Source organism: Streptomyces sp. NPDC056628 (genome assembly GCF_042792555.1).
GTDB lineage: Bacteria > Actinomycetota > Actinomycetes > Streptomycetales > Streptomycetaceae > Streptomyces.
On sequence record NZ_JBHTWG010000006.1, the window covers coordinates 173406 to 190471 of the forward strand.

Sequence of the window (17066 nt, forward strand, 5' to 3'; positions counted from 1 at the left end):
GCCCCCGGTGTTTTACTGGTGTCGCCGCGTGGTATTGGCCCCTCCCCCAGTGCGGGGTTCCCCCCCTACCCGGGGCCTGGTCATGGGGGGGGGCGGGACACGTTCCCCCGGTCCCGCCCGCGCCCCACACTCCTCGCCTCACCGGTGGACGACGACCTTGTCACCGGTCCGCACCCGCGCGAACATCTCCCGGATCGCCGGCTCGTCCGCCACGTTCACACATCCGTGCGAGGCGCCCGCGTAACCCCGGGCCGCGAAGTCCGCCGAGTAGTGCACCGCCTGGCCGCCGCTGAAGAACATCGCGTACGGCATGGGGGAGTCGTACAGCGTCGACACGTGGTGGCGTGACTTCCAGTAGACGCGGAACACGCCTTCCCGGGTCGGGGTGTACTCCGAGCCGAACCGCACCGGCACCGTCAGCTCCGTACGACCGTCCACCATCCAGCGCAGTGTCCGGCTCTTCTTGCTGATGCACAGCACCCGCCCGGTCAGGCACCGCGCGTCCGGCGGGTCGGCCGGCTGCCCGCCCATCAGATACAGGTCCCAGATGCCGGGTTCCCGCGTCATCCTCAGCAGCCGCTCCCAGGTGACCCGGTCCGTCCGGCCGGTCTTCGGCAGCCCCCGTTTTCCCTGGAAGCCCCGGACCGCCCGCTCGGTGAGGTCGTCGTAGACGCCGGTCGGCCCGTCGAAGAGCCAGGCGACCTGACGCAGCCGCGCCTGGAGCTCCCGCACGTCACGGCCCTCGTCGCCGGGCCCCCACAGGACGGCGGGCGCGGCCGGGCCCGCCGGGGCGCCCGGCTTGCCGTCGGGCGGCGCGGACTTCGGCGACGGGGTGCCGCCGGGGAGCTCTATGCGCACCGGTGAGTGCCGTTCCCCGTCCGGTCCCTCGACCGTGCAGCCGGCGAGCACCGCGAGCGTCGCGCCGCAGGCCAGCACGGCCGTCGGTGCGCGCAGGCCGCCGGCCCGCGCGCCGCGCCCGCTCCGTGTCCCGCGCCCCATGCCCCTGGTACGCATCCAGGCCCCCGTCGTCTCATCGTGGCCACCCCGGGCCGTCCGGATGTCACTCGACATGTTCCCCGCGCGTGACCGGTGGCGAACCAGGCGGCATGGTGGAACACAGGAGTCACGGCGACCGGCGGGCCGTGCCGGCGCCCGACACCCCAGCGACGCGAGAGGCACCCACCATGGCGCGTGAGTCGGAGTCAGGACTGCCCGTCGAGCCGGTCTACGGGCCGGACGCGCTGCGGGGCTGGGACCCGGCCGTGCAACTGGGCGAGCCGGGCGCCCACCCCTTCACCCGCGGCGTCTACCCGACGATGTACACCGGCCGGCCCTGGACGATGCGCCAGTACGCGGGGTTCGGCACGGCCACGGAGTCCAACGCCCGCTACCGGCAGCTCATCGCGCACGGCACCACCGGCCTGTCGGTCGCCTTCGACCTGCCCACCCAGATGGGCCACGACTCCGACGCGCCCCTCGCGCACGGCGAGGTCGGCAAGGTCGGCGTGGCCGTCGACTCGATCGACGACATGCGGGTGCTGTTCGACGGCATCCCGCTGGACCAGGTGTCGACGTCGATGACCATCAACGCGCCGGCGGCCCTGCTGCTGCTCCTGTACCAGCTCGTCGCCGAGGAGCAGGGCGTGTCCGCGGACCGGCTCACCGGCACGATCCAGAACGACGTGCTGAAGGAGTACATCGCGCGCGGCACCTACATCTTCCCGCCGAAGCCCTCGCTGCGGCTGACGGCGGACATCTTCCGGTACTGCCGGGCCGAGATCCCGCGCTGGAACACGATCTCCATCTCCGGGTACCACATGGCCGAGGCGGGGGCGAGTCCCGTCCAGGAGATCGCCTTCACCCTCGCCGACGGCATCGAGTACGTCCGTACGGCGGTCGCCGCGGGCATGGACGTGGACGACTTCGCGCCCCGGCTGTCGTTCTTCTTCGTGGCCCGGACGACGTTCCTGGAGGAGGTCGCCAAGTTCCGCGCCGCCCGCCGGATCTGGGCCCGGGTCATGCGGGACGAGTTCGGCGCGCGGAACCCGAAGTCCCAGATGCTGCGGTTCCACACGCAGACGGCCGGCGTGCAGCTGACGGCCCAGCAGCCCGAGGTGAACCTGGTCCGGGTGGCGGTGCAGGGCCTCGCCGCGGTGCTCGGCGGCACCCAGTCGCTGCACACCAACTCCTACGACGAGGCGATCGCCCTGCCGACGGACCGGTCGGCCCGGCTCGCCCTGCGCACCCAGCAGGTGCTCGCGTACGAGACGGACGTGACCGCGACCGTCGACCCCTTCGCCGGGTCCTACGCCGTGGAGCGGATGACGGACGACGTGGAGGAGGCGACGCGGGACCTGATGCGCCGGGTCGAGGACCTCGGCGGTGCCGTCGCGGCCATCGAGCGCGGCTTCCAGAAGGGCGAGATCGAGCGGAACGCCTACCGGATCGCCCAGGAGACCGACTCCGGGGAGCGGGTCGTGGTCGGCGTCAACCGCTTCCGGCTCGACGAGGAGGAGCCGTACGAGCCGCTGCGGGTCGACCCCGCCATCGAGGCGCGGCAGGCGGAGCGGCTCGCCCGGCTGCGCGCGGAACGGGACGGGCGGGCGGTGGAGTCGGCGCTGGCCGCGCTGAGGAAGGCGGCGACCGGCGACGACAACGTGCTGTACCCGATGAAGGAGGCGCTGCGGGCCCGCGCCACGGTCGGCGAGGTCTGCGGCACCCTGCGCGAGGTGTGGGGCCGGTACGAGCCGTCCGGCACCTTCTGAGCACAGCCGGCGGACCGCGGTGTCCCACCCTGCGGAACACCGGGTGCACGGGCCGGGACGCGTGTGACACTTCTGTCCATGTTCGGCGTCATCGATCTCCCCACCTATCTGGCAGGTCTGGTCCTCATCATCCTGCTGCCCGGTCCCAACTCGCTCTACGTCCTCTCGGTGGCCGCCCGGCGCGGCGTCCGCGCCGGGTACACCGCCGCGGCCGGCGTCTGGTGCGGGGACGCCGTGCTGATGACCCTGTCGGCCGCGGGGGTCGCCTCGCTGTTCCAGGCGAACGCCGTGCTGTTCTCGATCGTGAAGTACGCCGGCGCCGGCTATCTGACCTGGCTGGCGATCGGCATGCTGCGGGCCGCCTGGGGCATGTGGCGCTCCCGCCGGGAGACGGTCGCCGCGGCCACCGGCGAGGCCCCGGCCGGCGAGGAGCGGCCCTTCCGCCGCGCCCTGGTCGTCAGCCTGGTCAACCCGAAGGCGATCCTGTTCTTCGTCGCCTTCTTCGTGCAGTTCGTGTCAGAGTCCAACCCGGTCGTGGGGTTCGTGACTCTAGGCGTACTCGCCCAGGTGGCAAGCGTGTTGTACCTGTCTGCGCTCATCTTCGGCGGGTCTCGTCTAGCTGCTGCGTTCCGTCGTCGGAGGACGCTCAGCGCGGGGGCCACCTCGGCCGCTGGGGCGCTGTTCCTCGGGTTCGCGGTGAAGCTCTCCCTGGCAAGCGTGTAGGGGGCTGGCTATGGACCTCCAGAAGGCTGCTGAGCGGTTTGCCCGCCTGACCCTCGAGGAGCAGGAGGAGGCTCTCCAGGGCTTGGGTGTGGGCGCAGCGCCAAGACAACGCCGACCGAAGCCAGACACCCCCAGGACCCCTCTTGCCTCGCTGGCTGAGAATGCGGCCGAGGTTGCCCAGTCGCGACGGAGGAAGCCGCCCGTCATCCGCGCCGTGCGACGCACCAACTAGCTTTAGCTTGCGATGAGTTGATGCTCTGTAGTGCGTGCAGAGGTCCCAACCTGACTCCGGGTGGGAGCCTTCCGCCCAACGGTCGGACACAGAGATACCCGATTACGCGAATCCCGCGAGGCCGCATTGGCGACCGTCGTGAACCCTCGTAGCGTCATGACGTCGGCCCCAACAGGTGCCAGCCAAAGGGGGTCACTTGGCACGCGGGGAGCTGCAACGGCCGACCGGCAACGGGGAGTGCGGTCAGGACGACTGCGCCAACGTCTATCGCACCGCTTCAGGTTCGTTCGTCGTCCAGGGCGACGTGTCCCAAGCGTCCCAGCCGCCAGAGGGGGAAGGGCTCACAGAGATCCCGGAAGCCGTCTTGAGGGAGGCTGTTCGTGTTCCTGGCTGGTGAGCAGTGGGCAACGCGATTCCAGGGCTTCACGCGGGAAGCCTCGCGACTAGGACTTGTCCGGCCGATCACGAAACGGTGACTCAAGCGGGAACCGACTGATCGTTTCTTTGGTCAGCGTGGGTGAAGTAGCTCGGTCGCCGTGTTGGGAGTCGGCCGGCCAGCTCGCTTGGTAGTCGGCGCCGCAGTCGTTCAGTGGAGGCTATGGGATGCACGTTTCGCGGGGGCAGGACGGGGCGATCACCTCTGCGCCGGGTTGCAGCTGGTATTTGCTGGCTCCCGCTCTTTCTGCCGTCGGCGTGTATGGCGGCACAGTGTGGACTGTTCGATCGTGGGCGGACTGCCCGCTCGGGAACAACTTCAGCAACAACACAGGGCTGCAGATGATGACGCCCGTCGTGTGGCTTTGCATGGCCCTGTTGCTGCTTCTGACCCAACTCGCACTGCGACGGTGGCCTCTTCCCGGCGGGCGGGCCATCATGTGGCTCGCCCTGCTCGGAGTGGCCATCACACTGACCCTCCTGTACCGGTTTGGGATGGGCTGGCCTTATCACCCACCCGAGGGTCAATGCGTGGAAGGCTATCCGCTCTTCCCGTTCACGGGCAAGGCGGGCCCGCACACCGCCAACTAAGACCTGTCCGGCCGATCATGTGACAGTTTGTCAAGATCAAGGTCCCGAAGGGCGCCAAGAAAATGGAGACGAGATTCCCTGCCCGGTTGCGCTTGCCCACTGCAGACCGGTAGGCGATTCCTTCGGAGGGGCAGGCTCAAGCGTGAAAAAGGCCTCCCGTGGCCTCTCGGGGCAAGGTGTATCGATCACGGGATTGGCGCAGGGGCAGAACGGCCTGTTGCACTTGGATATAGCGGTAGTCATAGGGGCTCCTTTGGGCATAAAGAAAGAGGCCCGGATCAAAGCCAGACCCCTCGATGTGGGATGTGTGCGTTTAGTTATGGCTGAGCTGGCAACCTGTTTTATGGCAGGCTAAAGCATCAGCAGCTTTTGATTCCTGATGGATAGGCGATCGGTCCATCACTAGGTACATCGCTCTGCACGGCTTTGGTGTTACAGGTATGGTGGTGTGATCTGGGTCTCGGACTTATTTAGGTGGCCCCTGCCTAACTAACTAAGTAAGTAGGGGGAGGGTAATTTTGAGTATTCGAGGGCCGTGCGTCATGCCAGGGGGGTACGGTCAGCGGCATGGAGACCACAGAGACAACCCATCGGTTCGGTGACTGGACGGTGTGCGCCGTCTGGACGAAGGCCAGCCGGTTCCCCTCAGAGCTGCACATCACGACGGAGGAGCCGAGAGCCGCCGAGTACGGCATCACGAGCGCCCTGCTCCGGAATCTGGACCTTCTCCAGCACCCGGACCCGCTAGAGCTGGATAGAGCGATGAATGTGGCTCTTGATGCCTTGCGGGTAGTGCGAGCCCTTCGGGAAGAGGGGATGGGGGCGGCGGATGATATCTATCTGAAAGCCCTAGTGACTGCTTATGTCGCGATGAATAATGCTGTTGCAGCATCAGCGATCGAGAAGATGTCTTTCTTTCTTCCGTGTGACTCTATTTCGATTGAGAAAGATTTGAAGGAAGCGATAAAGAGGGGATTCATCGGATAGAGGACGATCGAATAGCTCAGGCTGGATAGTGAAATGGTCTGGCGGAAGCAGGCCGAGAAGGGGTGTTCTATGCGTAGCAGAGGGTTGATTGGTGTCAGGACGTTCGAAGTTGACAATGAGGGAAACAGGACCCTGCTTGATGTCACCGTAGATGGCGAGTGCGCACACGGCGATTCACTTGATTGTAAAGGCATGAGGGCGCAGCGAAAGCAAAGGTATGAGGATTGGTTGCGTGAGATTCTGAGTCCGCGCCAGTACGAGGATTATCTGTGCCAGGGGGTACCTGGGGGGAGGGGTCTCTCTTCAAGCTCAATCGAATAGCCCGGACGATTAGTCGGTAAGACCCCTGGGGGCCGGCTCTCGGGTCGGCCCCTTTGGTGTGTCTGGGGTAGTGCCCTGTCGGCAAAGACCCCCCGGCCCTCTGTGTCTCCTCCTGCCGTCATCTCAGATCCTCCCCGATACCGAACCAGCCCCCGGCGCTCTGTTGGCCGCCCGTAGGGCCCCTGTGTCGTACTAGTGCTCTGGATTCCAGGTGGCTCCGCTCAGGTCTTCTGTCGACAGCGCTGACGAGTTGTCGTCTGACAGCCGAGCAATCCAAGCCAAGTGGTCTGGGTCAAGCGCACTGAGATCGAGACACGGAGACGCTTGCAGCAGCGTTAGCGATTGCTCGTTTCTCTCATTGATCGAGCGCAGAACATTGGTTGTGGATTTCTCGCAGCGCCTGTGTAAGTGGGTGCCCAGGGGTAGCGGGGAGTCCGGGCCCACGCATTACGCTGATCGGGACGTCATCAGGACCAAGGTCTTGTACGGGTCTTCGTGGATTTGAAAGTCATGAAAGAGGGCTCATTTTGGGATGTGACCATAATCACGTGACCTTGGTATTACTGGGCGAGAGGCGCTTTCGGGGGCCTGGTGTCCACATTCCGGCCTTCTTGATTTGTGTGCGGACATGAGAAAGGCCCCGGCTCGAAAGCCGGGGCTCATTCTGATGCTATGGGCTAGTCGGCCTAGTCGATATCTGTGGTCTGTACGAGGCGGTCAAGCAAGTCTTCAGGGATTTTCATGTCCGTCAGTACTTCTCCGTCCTCCTTCCAGATGTCGAATGTGATTCCAGCTCGCAGGAGATCGTTTTCCATGGCCTCCACTCCGCCGCTTTGCCAGTGTTCGACGTAGGTCTGTCCAGATCGAACGTAAATCCATCTGTCCTTAGTCGAATCCGGGTCAATCTTGTCCAGCTCGGTAATGAGATTATCGAGAGTTTCCTGAGCTCGCTCCTTAACGAAACCCTCTCTGTCATACCGGCCTCCAGGTTCCAGGCCGGTCATGTAGTAGGCGATGGAATCTTGGATGCGCTTCCGCTCCTTACGGTTTTCTTCCCCTTTGGAGTATTCTCGGTAGACCACGTCATGTTCTCCGATGGATTGGATCACTTCGCTAGCGATCCAGCTATACATCTGCTCAGGCTGGGGGATTACGAATCCGGGCTTTCGGCATTTGGGGCACCTGAGGTAGCGGTATTCCTTGTCCTCGCCAGAAGTGAGCTTTTTGTAATTATTGGTCTCGTTAATGTTGTTACCGCAGTCGCGGTGCTTCATGACACCCAGGAATCGGGTGGGGTTTCGGTTCTTCTCGTGATGTCTCTTGTTCCTCTTCCGGGTGTCGAGAGCTTCACCAACCTTGTCGAACTCTTCAGCTGTGAGGATGGGTTCGTCGGTGACCATGATCTCTTTGCCGTTCTTGTCCAGAACGGGCTTAGAGCGGTATCCAGCAGATTTGGTTCCGCCTTCGGTGCGTACGCCCTTGATGGCTGGGTTCCGAAGGTTCCGAAGTACTTGCTGGTTGTTCCATGTTCTATTGCTGTAGGTCGGAACCTTGGCCCTGTTGAGGACCAGTGCAATCCGGTTTGCCGGGACTCCTCGGATAGCAGCTCGGTACATGTACCTGAGCACCTTTGCCTCGTCTGGGTACTGAACGAGTCTGTTCCTCCCGTCCACCTTGTCGACGTAATACCCGTAGGGGGGCTTTCCGACTCTCCACTCATCGCTGGCCTTGGTGTGCTCCCACAGGGACGTAACACGGACTTTGGTGTTGGCCGCTTCGATCTCGGCCACGGCAGCGATGAAGGTGACCATCGCCTGTGCCATAGGGGAATCGAGATTCAGAGTGTCATTCAGAGAAACAAGGTTCTTGTCGTACCTCTGACACCACGTGATTGCTTCGTGAAGGTCGGTGATGCGGCGAATGAACCGGTCAAGCTTCCAGAAGAGGATCAGGTCAAACTCTGGAATCCGGTTTTTGAGCCAGTCGCCAAGTTCCTTGCGCTCGAACGGCGACTCCTTCATTGCTGAAGTGTTGAGGTCTCGGGCTACTCCGGCGATTCGGATTCCTTCACGTGCGGCGTGCCGCCTGAGGTCCAGTTCCTGTCGCGCCGGTGAGGTGGTGCCCTCTGTGAGGACCGACAGGCGGACCGACAGCAGTGCACGGGGAGCGTCCTCGGGCAGGAGGGCCGTGGCGGCTTCCAGCTCGGCCAGCTCGGCCAGCTCTTCGGCCGTCCACTTGGTCTCGACCTCTACGGCTGCCTTGGCTCTGGTCGCTTGGCGTCTGGGTCTGGTCCTGGTCGTCATGGCCGGAGGCTAACAGGCAGTTGGATTTTGGAACGTTCTGCGGCAGTTCGTCGACCCGACCTACGCCCACCCGGCCGTCTCCTTCGTGGTGCTCGGCACCTTCGCGCAGCTGGCCAGCGTCCTCTACCTGAGCGCCCTGATCTTCAGCGGCACCAGGCTGGCCGCCGTCTTCCGCCGCCGCAGGCGTCTGTCGGCCGGGGCGACCTCGGCGGCGGGTGCGCTGTTCCTGGGGTTCGCGGTGAAGCTGTCGCTGGCGAGCGCGTAGGGGTCGGACGAGCCGCAGCTCCTCCGCGTACTCCGCTGACCACCCGCTCTCGGCGCGGGCGGGCGCGGAGGGCTTCGCCGACTACGACCGGTGCTTCGAGGAGGGGCAGGCCCGCTACGGGATCCGCCGAGCGGCGCTCACCCCGGGCGGGAGGCCCGCCCGGACAGCGTGCGGCGCAGCAGCGGGGTCGCCCACTCCTCGACGTAGCAGTTGAGCAGCCGGGCCAGCAGCAGCATCGCGGCCACCGTGAGCAGGGCCGTGACGGAGGAGGGCAGGCCGAGTCCCTGGTGCAGGGCCCGGATGACGACCCAGCCCAGATGCTCGTGGACGAGGTAGAACGGGTACGTCAGCGCACCGGCGACCGTCAGCCAGCGCCAGTCGGCCCGGGCGAGCCATCCCAGCGCGATCGCGGTGACGGCCAGATAGCCGCAGGTGACGACCAGGACGATGCCGAGGGAGCTGCGGTAGGAGAAGGCGTCGACGTCCGGCGCGTGCCACAGCCGGGCCACCGCGTAGTGCTGGCCGATGAGCCAGCTCACGGCCACGATGCCCCACGCGTAGGCGTCCCGGCGGTCGCGGTGCACCAGGTACAGGCCGACGCCGCCGACGAAGAAGGGGGCGTACTCGGGCATCAGCACGAGGTCGAGGAACGGTTCCCCCGCCCCCTGCGCGAGGGCGGCGGCGAGCGTCCAGGCCGCGCAGAACAGGATGATCCGCCGCCGGGTCGCGCCGGGCAGCACGACGCACAGCGCGAACAGCGCGTAGAAGCGGATCTCCGCCCACAGCGTCCAGCACACCCCCAGCACCCGGTCGGCGCCCAGCGGCTGCTGGAGCATCGTCAGGTTCAGCAGCGCGTCGCTGGGCGACACCGCGCGGTACGCGACGACGGGCAGCGCGAACACGGCCGTCACCAGGACGACCGCGGCCCAGTAGGCGGGCAGCAGCCGGGCGGCGCGGGACGCGAAGAACGACGTCAGGGTGCGGCCCCAGCCGCTCATGCAGATCACGAACCCGCTGATCACGAAGAACACCTGCACGCCCAGGCAGCCGTACGCGAACCAGCCGTGGAGCGTGGGGAACTGCAGGCTCGGGGAGGTGCCCCACGCCTCGGTGACCTCGCCGTCCCGCCCCCCGTAGTGGTACGCCGCCACCATCAGCGCGGCGACCAGGCGCAGCCCGTCCAGGGCGCGCAGCCGGGTCTGCCGGGGGCGGGCGGGGGCGGCGGGGCGGACCGGGATGCCCGCCGTGGTGGGTGCGTCGATCACGAGGTGCCCCTGCGGGCCGACCGGCGTATGTCCCGCGCGCGGCGGGCGACCCGGCGGACCGTGGCATTGCGGGGGATGAAGGCCAGTTGCCCGGGCAGCCCGCCCGGCAGCCCGAGCGAGGTCAGCCGCCTGCGCTTGAAGTAGCGCAGCATGGGGCTGCCCAGATGGAGCGTCAGAAAGTGTTCCGTCTCCGCGCGCAGGCCCGGCAGGATCTTGGGCTGCATCGCGAAACCGACCGCGCGCACCAGCGCGCCCAGCGCCTCGACGTCCAGGCCCGGGCGCCGCTCGTCGACCGCCGCCCGGTCCTCCAGCGCGGGCAGCAGCGCGTCCACGATCGTGACGGGCACCCGGTTGCTGTTCTCGTACGGCGTCAGCCGCTCCAGCAGCAGGTCCGTGCCCACCCGGGCCACGGGCAGGCCGTACAGCGCGGACGCTGTGAGCAGCGCGGTGGAGAAGCAGCCGGCCACCAGCGCCGGACGTGTCCGCTGGAACAGCACCTCGGCGAGGACCGGCGTGTCGCAGACGACGAGGTCGGCGCCGAGCCGACCGGCCTCCTCCTCCAGGCTGCGGGTGAACCGCGCGGGCGCCGAGGGGTGCGGCTTGAACACCACCCGCTCGTGACCGAGCGCCACCACGCCCCTCAGCATCCGCAGATGCAGGGCGTCCTCCTCCTCGGGGGAGAGGATGCCGAGCGCGGACAGGTACTGGCCGAGCAGCAGCGCGGGCTCCTCGACGTCCGGCAGGCCCTCCTCCCCGTCCGCGAGGTCGGCCAGCACCTTGGTCAGGGCCGGGGTGGGCACGATCTCCGCCGGCACGCCGAACTCGGTGAGCAGCAGCGGCGCGAGGCCCGGCACCAGGTCGACGTGCAGCACCCGGTCCACCCGGGTGCCGACCAGCGGATCGATCTTGTTGCGGGTCGGGCCGTAGCTCATCAGGCCGTCGGCGTAGACCGTGACCGGGGCGCCGGTGAAGATCTGGGCGAGCGCCAGCGACGGGTTGACCTGGATCGACTCGACCGCCAGCGCCACGTCGTCGTCGCCCAGGCGCCACTCGTGGCGCACGAACCGCTCCCACAGCGGCAGGTCGTCCGGCCGGGGAGCCCAGCCGCCGGGGTGGAACGGGAAGAACGTCTCGTTGTACGACAGCACGTCGTCGAAGCGGTCCCGCAGCCGCCCGAATCCCGGCAGGGTCTCCAGGCCCGGTGTGGTCTCCGGGGTCGCCGCGTTGTTGCAGACCAGCAGGATCCGCCGGTCCGCGGGGCCGAAGCAGCCGGCGTCCAGGGCGGCGGCCAGGGTGGCGGCGCCGTACAGCGTGGACGCCTGGAAGATCTGGGTCGTCACGCGGCGGCCCCCGCGACGGCGGGACGGCGGCGCAGCCGCCGCAGCCGGGTGGCCCGCTGCACGTCCATCGAGTCCAGTGCCTCCTCCAGCACGGCCTGCGGCATCCGCCGCAGCGCCGCGGCACTCATGGCTTTGAGTTTTCTCGCCACCGCGGGTTCGAACCTCTCGATGGAACCCAGGTGATGGGAAATGATGGCGCAATACGTGCGCACGGCTTTCGGCAGCAACGCGTCCGCCGCGGGGTCCTCGGCGGTTTCCGCGACGACCTGGTCGAATGCGCGGATGAAATCCAATTGCCGTACGTCCCCGATCTGCGTCAAGGAAGAGGCGACCCCGCGCCGGTAGAAGACACCGAGCAGGCCGACCGCCGCGAAGGAATCCGCCTCCCGGTGCAGCCGCCAGATCCACGGGCGGTCCTCCGCGGTGCGCAGCCCGTCGGTGAAGTGCAGCAGCCCCCGCTCGACCAGCCGGCGGTGGTAGATCCCCGCCCAGGCGTACGCGTAGTCGACGGACGTGGAACGGTCGGCCGGCAGGATCGCGTCCCGCGGCCGCAGCACGACCCCGCGGCGGCCGTGCGGCACCCGGTGCACACTGCGGGCCCGCGCCGTGCACTGGACGTGGTCCGTGCGCACGAAGTCGCAGCCCAGCTCCTCGATCGCGGCGACCAGTCGGGCGTAGTAGCCCGGCGCGAGCCAGTCGTCGCCGTCCAGGAACGTCAGGTACTCGCCGCGCGCCCGGTCGATCCCGGTGTTGCGCGCGGTCGCCAGTCCTCCGTTCCTCTCGTGCCGCACGAGGACGGCGCCCGGCAGTTCGCGCTCGGCGCGCGCGAGGATCTCCGGGGTCCCGTCGCGCGAGCAGTCGTCGACGAGGATGAACTCGAAGTCGTCGCGCGCGTTCGCACGAAGGCTCCGGAGGGTGTCGGGCGCGTATTGCCGCACATTGAAGAACGGCACGATGACGGAGAGCTTGACCACGGAAAAGACGGTAGGGCGCGGCCCGGCATTCGTCTTGACGCCTTCCTTGAATTCAGGTGAACGACGTGTGGCGAAGCCGTGAACCGGGCTTTTTCACGGGCCTCACCCGACCTGATTCGCCGTTCGTCGGTGTGCTGTTAACCGTTTGTTGTGTTCGGGTTGGGCGGGTGCTTCGAATGCATTCCTAGCGTCTTCGGCGTGCCAGCAAGTACGACGAAGACCCGGCGAACGGCCGTGCTCGCGGATTCCGACACCCGGTGGAAATGGGGCGCGCTCACCGCGCACCGCATCGCCCCCGAGGACGAGGACGTCCGCCTGGACGGCTACCTTCTGCGCGGCCGGGCCACGCCCACGGCCCGTCAGCTCCAGGAGACCGGCGCCCACGCCGACTCCCTGCGCGAGGTGACCGCGGCCGAGTTCCTGCGCGTCATGGCGCGGGAGCAGTACGACGTGGTCGTCCTCGCGCTGGTCGGCGGCGGGGTGCAGGCCATGCTGCACGGCCTGCGGGGGGTGTGGGCGGACCGTCCCGGGCGCCCCGTCGTGGTCACCGGCTACGTCGGCGTCGTCTACGAGAAGCTCGCCGACGGCCTGCTGCTGCGGCACGGCGCGGACCTCGTCCTCGCCAACTCACGGCAGGACGCCGAGCGTTTCCGCGCGGTGTACGAGGGGGTCGGCGCCGACGCCTCGGCGGTGACCGAGGTGGCACTGCCCTTCCTCGGCGGTGACCCGCACGCCGGCGAACACGAGCCCCGCACCGTGGTGTTCGCGGCCCAGCCCTCCGTGCCGGACAACCGCCGAGACCGCACCTACCTGCTGAACCGCCTCATCGGGCACGCCCGCGAGCACCCCGAGCGCGAGGTGCTGCTCAAACTGCGCTCCAGGCCCGGCGAACACACCACCCACATCGAGGAACTGCCGTACCAGAAACTGGTCCGGGGCCAGGACCTGCCGCCCAACCTCCGCCTGGTGTACGGGCACATGGGGGAGGTGCTGGACCGCACCGACCTGCTCGTCACGGTCAGCTCCACCGCCGCCCTGGAAGCCCTGCACCGCCGTGTCCCGACGGCCGTCCTCACCGACCTCGGGGTGCGCGAGGCCCTCGGCAACCACCACTTCATCGGCTCCGGCTGCCTCGCCTCCTGGGACCAGCTCGACGCCGGGTACCTGCCGGAGCCGGACGAGGACTGGGTGGCCCGGCAGGGCGTGGCCGCCGGCGGAACCTACGCCACCGCGTTCGACCGCGCCCGCGAACGCGTCGCCCGCCTGCTGGACCGGCCGGGCGGGCTGCCACCGCTCGCGCCCTGGTACACCGCCGAGACCGCGCCCGGCTACCTGCCCGGCGTCCTCGCCCGCCACCATCTCGGCCCCGACGGCGCGCCGCTGCCCGGAGCACCGGCCGCGGACGACGCGCCCGGCCCCGTCCGGCAGATCGTGCGCCGGGCCGCACGCGGCGCCTACCGGCACGGCGTCCAGCGCGTCGCCCCCGTGATCCGGCGGATGGGCGAGCTGTGACCCCCCATCGACAAGGAGAACCCATGTCCGACCCGGCAGCGGGCCACGGCGCTTCGACCCGCCGGGTGCTCGCGGTGATTCCCGCACGCGGCGGCTCCAAGGGCGTGCCGGCGAAGAACCTCGCCCCGGTGGGCGGAGTCCCGCTGGTGGCCCGCGCGGTACGCGAGTGCCGGGCGAGCCGGCTGGTGACCGACGTCGTCGTCTCCACCGACGACCAGGCCATCGCCGCCGCCGCCCGGGAGGCCGGCGCCGAGGTCGTGCTGCGGCCCGGCGCCATCGCCGGGGACACCGCCACCTCCGAGGCGGCGGTCCTGCACGCCCTCGACACCCATGAGGCGCTGCACGGCGCCCCCGTCGACGTGGTCCTGCTCGTGCAGTGCACCAGCCCGTTCCTCGTCCGCGACGACATCGAGAAGGTCGCCGCCGCGGTCGCCGAGAACGGCGCCGACACCGCCGTCACCGTGGCTCCCTTCCACGGCTTCGTCTGGCGCGAGAGCGGCGAGCCCACCGAGGGCGGCGACGGTGTCAACCACGACAAGTCCCACCGCCCGCGCCGCCAGGACCGCCCCCAGGACTTCCTGGAGACCGGCGCCGCCTACGCCATGGACGCGGCCGGCTTCCGCGCCCACCGGCACCGCTTCTTCGGCCGCACCGACCTCGTGCGCACCGACCCCGCCCGGGTGCTGGAGATCGACGACCCGCACGACCTGGCCCGCGCCCGCGCGCTGGCGCCGCTGCTCGACGCGGACCGGGCGCTCGGCGCCCTCCCGGCCGCCGGCGACATCGACGCGGTCGTCCTGGACTTCGACGGCACCCAGACCGACGACCGGGTGCTGATCGACGCCGACGGAAAGGAGTTCGTCTCCGTGCACCGCGGCGACGGACTCGGCATCGCCGCCCTGCGCAAGAGCGGCCTGAAGATGCTGATCCTCTCCACGGAGCAGAACCCGGTCGTCGCCGCCCGCGCCCGCAAGCTGCGGATTCCCGTGCTGCACGGCATCGACCGCAAGGACCTCGCACTCAAGCAGTGGTGCGAGGAGCAGGGCATCGCGCCGGAGCGCGTGCTCTACGTCGGCAACGACGTCAACGACCTCCCGTGCTTCGCCCTGGTGGGCTGGCCCGTGGCGGTCGCGAGCGCCCACGACATCGTCCGCGGCGCCGCACGCGCGGTCACCACCGTCCCCGGTGGCGACGGCGCCATCCGGGAGATCGCCGGCTGGATCCTCGGCCCCTCCCTCGACTCCCTCACCCAGTAAGGACATCTCTGCCATGAGCACCAACTCCCGCCTGCGCACGTTCGGTTCGCGCGAGGTCGGCCCCGGCCGCCCCGTCTACATCTGCGGCGAGATCGGCATCAACCACAACGGCGAGCTGGAGAACGCCTTCAAGCTCATCGACGTGGCCGCCGAAGCCGGCTGCGACGCCGTCAAGTTCCAGAAGCGCACCCCGGAGATCTGCACCCCGCGCGACCAGTGGGACATCGAACGCGACACCCCCTGGGGCCGGATGACCTACATCGACTACCGCCACCGCGTGGAGTTCGGCGAGGACGAGTACCGGCAGATCGACGCGTACTGCCAGGAGAAGGGGATCGACTGGTTCGCCTCCCCGTGGGACACCGAGGCCGTCGCCTTCCTGGAGAAGTTCGACCTGCCCGCCCACAAGGTGGCCTCCGCCTCGCTGACCGACGACGAACTGCTGCGCGAGCTGCGCGCGACGGGCCGTACGGTCATCCTCTCCACCGGCATGTCCACCCCGCGCCAGATCCGGCACGCCGTCGAGGTCCTCGGCTCCGACAACATCCTGATGTGCCACGCCACCTCGACCTACCCGGCCAAGGCCGAGGAGCTGAACCTCCGCGTGATCAACGCGCTGGAGAAGGAGTACCCGAACGTCCCGATCGGCTACTCCGGCCACGAGACGGGGCTGCAGACCACGCTGGCCGCCGTCGCCCTCGGCGCCGTCTTCGTCGAGCGCCACATCACCCTGGACCGCGCGATGTGGGGGTCCGACCAGGCCGCCTCCGTCGAGCCGCAGGGCCTGACCCGCCTCGTCCGTGACATCCGCACCATCGAGGCGTCCCTCGGCGACGGCGTGAAGAAGGTCTACGACTCCGAGCTCGGCCCGATGAAGAAGCTCCGCCGTGTCTCCGGCGTGGTCGCCGAGGCGGAGATCGCCGCCGCGGCCGGCGAGCCGGTCACGGTCTGAGCCCGGACACCACGAGGCAGGGGACGGTCGTACGCCGATGAGCCGCCGCGCCGGGAACGCCGGCCACTCCACCCTCGCGTTCGTCGAGAGCCCGGTGCAGCTCCTGAACGTTCTGGAGTGGGCCCATGCCCGCGCGTCCGGTGCGGAGCTCACCCTCGTCGTGCTGTCCCCGACCGACCCCATGACGCGTGGCCAGCTCCGCCGGATGGCCGAGCTGGCCCGCCAGGAGGGGCACGGGGTCCGCTGGGAGGAGGCCCGCGGCGGCCCCGCGGCCCCCTTCCGCACCATCGGCGGGCTCGCGGCCCTGCTGCGCGGCGCCGGGCGGATCGTCCTCGGCGACCCCTTCTCCCGATACGTGCAGCTCCTGCTGACGATCACCGGCGCCCGGGACCTCGTCGTCGTCGACGACGGCACCGCGACCATGGAGTTCGTGGCGCAGCTCGCCCGCGGCGACCGCCTGGTGCGCTGGCACCGCAAGGGCGGCCGCCCCGGCCCCCGCGACCTGGTGTTCGCGCCGGTGTCGGCGGTCGCCCGCAGGCGCCTCACCCCGGGCGCCCGGCGGACGGTCGAGGTCTTCTCGGCCATGCCGGTGGAGGAGACACCGCCCGGGGTGACGGTCACGGCGAACGCCTTCGCCTGGACCCGTGACCGCTTCGGTCCGCCCCGCCTCACCAAGGGCGCCGACCTGGTCGGCACGTCCCTGGTCGAGACCGGGGTCGTGGACGGCGACCGGTACCTGGACGCCGTCCGGGCCCTGGCCGCGGCGCACGGCGCCACCCGCTACTTCGCCCACCGCCGCGAGAGCGCGGAGAAACTGCACCGGCTCGCGGTCGGGACGGGCCTGGAGGTCGTCCGGCCGGACCTCCCCCTGGAGCTGATCGCCCGGCGCGGGCCCATCGGGCGCACGGTCCTGAGCTTCCCGTCGACCGTCGTGCACACCCTGCCGCTCGCCCTGGCCGGCACCGGGGTCCAGGTCGCGGTGTGTGACATCGACCCGGCGTGGCTGACGGCGCACGCGTCACCGCGGGCCCAGGGCTTCCTCTCGGGGGTCACCGGCACCGCGCGGGACGTGCACCGGCTGCCGGCGGTCAGCTCGGTGTGAGCGCGGCGGCCTCTCGGCGAGGAGGACGGCGAGGAGGCGCTTC

At 68.9% G+C, this 17066-nt stretch carries 14 protein-coding genes and 1 pseudogene; 10 read left to right on the plus strand and 5 right to left on the minus strand.

Going from position 1 to position 17066, the window contains the following annotated elements; genetic code table 11:
* Positions 1–138: 138 nt before the first annotated feature.
* Positions 139–1014: a L,D-transpeptidase family protein gene (locus ACFRAC_RS11395; RefSeq protein ID WP_382923521.1), complete on the minus strand. Its 876-nt coding sequence runs from the start codon at positions 1012–1014 to the stop codon at positions 139–141.
* Between the two features lie 170 nt (positions 1015–1184).
* Between ACFRAC_RS11395 and ACFRAC_RS11400 the strand changes: the two genes are divergently transcribed.
* From ACFRAC_RS11400 to ACFRAC_RS11420, 5 genes are all read left to right on the plus strand, one after another.
* A complete protein-coding gene (locus tag ACFRAC_RS11400; RefSeq protein ID WP_382923523.1) occupies positions 1185–2765 on the plus strand; it encodes a methylmalonyl-CoA mutase in 1581 nt (526 codons plus the stop codon).
* A gap of 78 nt (positions 2766–2843) precedes the next feature.
* Positions 2844–3488: a leucine efflux protein LeuE gene (gene leuE, locus ACFRAC_RS11405; RefSeq protein ID WP_382923525.1), complete on the plus strand. Its 645-nt coding sequence runs from the start codon at positions 2844–2846 to the stop codon at positions 3486–3488.
* 428 nt (positions 3489–3916) lie between these two features.
* A complete protein-coding gene (locus ACFRAC_RS11410; RefSeq protein WP_382923527.1) occupies positions 3917–4117 on the plus strand; it encodes a hypothetical protein in 201 nt (66 codons plus the stop codon).
* Between the two features lie 206 nt (positions 4118–4323).
* The gene (locus ACFRAC_RS11415) at positions 4324–4746 is read left to right on the plus strand and encodes a hypothetical protein (protein ID WP_382923529.1); all 423 of its coding nucleotides are present in this window, start codon (positions 4324–4326) and stop codon (positions 4744–4746) included.
* Positions 4747–5313: 567 nt separating this feature from the next.
* A complete protein-coding gene (locus tag ACFRAC_RS11420; RefSeq protein ID WP_382923531.1) occupies positions 5314–5733 on the plus strand; it encodes a hypothetical protein in 420 nt (139 codons plus the stop codon).
* 1007 nt (positions 5734–6740) lie between these two features.
* Here the strand turns inward: ACFRAC_RS11420 and ACFRAC_RS11425 are convergent.
* Positions 6741–8357: a recombinase family protein gene (locus ACFRAC_RS11425; RefSeq protein ID WP_382923533.1), complete on the minus strand. Its 1617-nt coding sequence runs from the start codon at positions 8355–8357 to the stop codon at positions 6741–6743.
* A 28-nt stretch (positions 8358–8385) separates the two neighbouring features.
* Here ACFRAC_RS11425 and ACFRAC_RS11430 point away from each other — a divergent pair.
* Positions 8386–8622, plus strand: a pseudogene (locus ACFRAC_RS11430) (LysE family transporter); the annotation flags it as partial.
* Between the two features lie 137 nt (positions 8623–8759).
* Here the strand turns inward: ACFRAC_RS11430 and ACFRAC_RS11435 are convergent.
* Genes ACFRAC_RS11435 through ACFRAC_RS11445 form a run of 3 tightly spaced genes read right to left on the minus strand, consistent with a single transcriptional unit; the run spans position 8760 to position 12201 of the window.
* Positions 8760–9887, minus strand: a complete 1128-nt coding sequence (locus ACFRAC_RS11435; RefSeq protein WP_382923535.1) for an acyltransferase family protein — start codon at positions 9885–9887, stop codon at positions 8760–8762.
* On the minus strand, positions 9884–11227 hold the full coding sequence (locus ACFRAC_RS11440; RefSeq protein ID WP_382923537.1) for a polysialyltransferase family glycosyltransferase: 1344 nt from the start codon (positions 11225–11227) through the stop codon (positions 9884–9886). Before ACFRAC_RS11440 ends, ACFRAC_RS11435 begins: the two co-directional genes overlap by 4 nt.
* A complete protein-coding gene (locus ACFRAC_RS11445) occupies positions 11224–12201 on the minus strand; it encodes a glycosyltransferase family 2 protein (protein ID WP_382923539.1) in 978 nt (325 codons plus the stop codon). The genes ACFRAC_RS11440 and ACFRAC_RS11445 overlap by 4 nt, the downstream gene beginning before the upstream one ends.
* 198 nt (positions 12202–12399) lie before the next feature.
* On the opposite strand from ACFRAC_RS11445, the gene ACFRAC_RS11450 reads away from it, so the two are divergent.
* From ACFRAC_RS11450 to ACFRAC_RS11465, 4 genes are read left to right on the plus strand one after another with little or no spacing between them, the layout of a single operon-like run.
* Positions 12400–13713, plus strand: coding sequence for a DUF6716 putative glycosyltransferase (locus tag ACFRAC_RS11450; RefSeq protein ID WP_382923541.1), 1314 nt, complete (start codon positions 12400–12402; stop codon positions 13711–13713).
* A gap of 23 nt (positions 13714–13736) precedes the next feature.
* Positions 13737–14969, plus strand: a complete 1233-nt coding sequence (locus tag ACFRAC_RS11455; RefSeq protein WP_382923543.1) for a cytidylyltransferase domain-containing protein — start codon at positions 13737–13739, stop codon at positions 14967–14969.
* A gap of 13 nt (positions 14970–14982) precedes the next feature.
* Entirely contained in the window at positions 14983–15921 is a 939-nt protein-coding gene (locus ACFRAC_RS11460) for an N-acetylneuraminate synthase family protein (protein WP_382923545.1), read from the plus strand.
* 37 nt (positions 15922–15958) lie between these two features.
* Complete coding sequence (locus ACFRAC_RS11465) at positions 15959–17023, plus strand: hypothetical protein (protein ID WP_382923547.1); 1065 nt, start codon at positions 15959–15961, stop codon at positions 17021–17023.
* Positions 17024–17066: the final 43 nt, after the last annotated feature.

Bases quoted from the DNA above. Each gene is read 5' to 3' on its own strand.
- ACFRAC_RS11415 (WP_382923529.1), top strand. From the start codon at position 4,324: ATGCACGTTTCGCGGGGGCAGGACGGGGCGATCACCTCTGCGCCGGGT.
- ACFRAC_RS11460 (WP_382923545.1), top strand. From the start codon at position 14,983: ATGAGCACCAACTCCCGCCTGCGCACGTTCGGTTCGCGCGAGGTCGGC.
- leuE (WP_382923525.1), top strand. From the start codon at position 2,844: ATGTTCGGCGTCATCGATCTCCCCACCTATCTGGCAGGTCTGGTCCTC.
- ACFRAC_RS11400 (WP_382923523.1), top strand. From the start codon at position 1,185: ATGGCGCGTGAGTCGGAGTCAGGACTGCCCGTCGAGCCGGTCTACGGG.
- ACFRAC_RS11455 (WP_382923543.1), top strand. From the start codon at position 13,737: ATGTCCGACCCGGCAGCGGGCCACGGCGCTTCGACCCGCCGGGTGCTC.
- ACFRAC_RS11395 (WP_382923521.1), bottom strand. From the start codon at position 1,014: ATGCGTACCAGGGGCATGGGGCGCGGGACACGGAGCGGGCGCGGCGCG.
- ACFRAC_RS11465 (WP_382923547.1), top strand. From the start codon at position 15,959: ATGAGCCGCCGCGCCGGGAACGCCGGCCACTCCACCCTCGCGTTCGTC.
- ACFRAC_RS11425 (WP_382923533.1), bottom strand. From the start codon at position 8,357: ATGACGACCAGGACCAGACCCAGACGCCAAGCGACCAGAGCCAAGGCA.
- ACFRAC_RS11420 (WP_382923531.1), top strand. From the start codon at position 5,314: ATGGAGACCACAGAGACAACCCATCGGTTCGGTGACTGGACGGTGTGC.